Here is an 806-nt window from a genome sequence, read left to right on the forward strand (position 1 = left end):
ACGAGGCCGCGGTAGTTGGTGCGGCCGCCGTCTTTCGCGATCGACTTCGACTCGACGGTGGACTTCGTGTCCGGCGCGTTGTGGTACACCTTCGCGCCGGTGTCGATGTCCTGGCCCTCGCCCGCGAAGGCGATGGTGATGTGATTGTCCGAGGCCCCGCGACCCTTCAGGATTGTCGAGGGGTACAGCATCGTCGCCTTCGACCCCATCGATCCGGAGATCCACTCCATGCGCCCGCCCTTCTCGGCGATGGCGCGCTTGGTNCTTCGACCCCATCGATCCGGAGATCCACTCCATGCGCCCGCCCTTCTCGGCGATGGCGCGCTTGGTGTTCAGGTTGTACGTGTTCTTCGACCAATTCTGGACGGTCGAGTACTGGACGTGAGCGTCCTCGTCGACGAACACTTCCACGCCGCCACAGTGGAGATTGAACTTCGAGTACTTCGGCGCGGAACAGCCCTCGATGTAGTGGACCTCGGATCCCTCCTCGGCGATGATGAGCGTGTGCTCGAACTGTCCCATCCCCTCGGAGTTCATCCGGAAGTACGCCTGGACCGGCATGTCGACGGTGGTGTTTTCGGGGATGTAGACGAACGAGCCACCCGACCAGATCGCGCCGTGAAGCGCCGCGAACTTGTTGTCGCTCGGGGGGACACACTTCGTCATGAAGTGCTCGCGGACGAGTTCCTCGTGTTCCTGGACTGCCTCGTCCATGTTACAGAAGATGACGCCCTTCTCTTCCCACCGCTTCTGCATGTTCTGGTAGACGACCTCCGACTCGTACTGCGCGCCGACGCCCGAGAGCG

The 806-nt window shown here is 62.4% G+C and carries 1 pseudogene; it reads right to left on the bottom strand.

What is annotated here, in order from left to right:
- Positions 1-806 (bottom strand): annotated as a pseudogene (locus C464_RS12500) (SufD family Fe-S cluster assembly protein); the annotation flags it as partial.

Source organism: Halorubrum coriense DSM 10284 (genome assembly GCF_000337035.1).
Lineage (GTDB): Archaea > Halobacteriota > Halobacteria > Halobacteriales > Haloferacaceae > Halorubrum > Halorubrum coriense.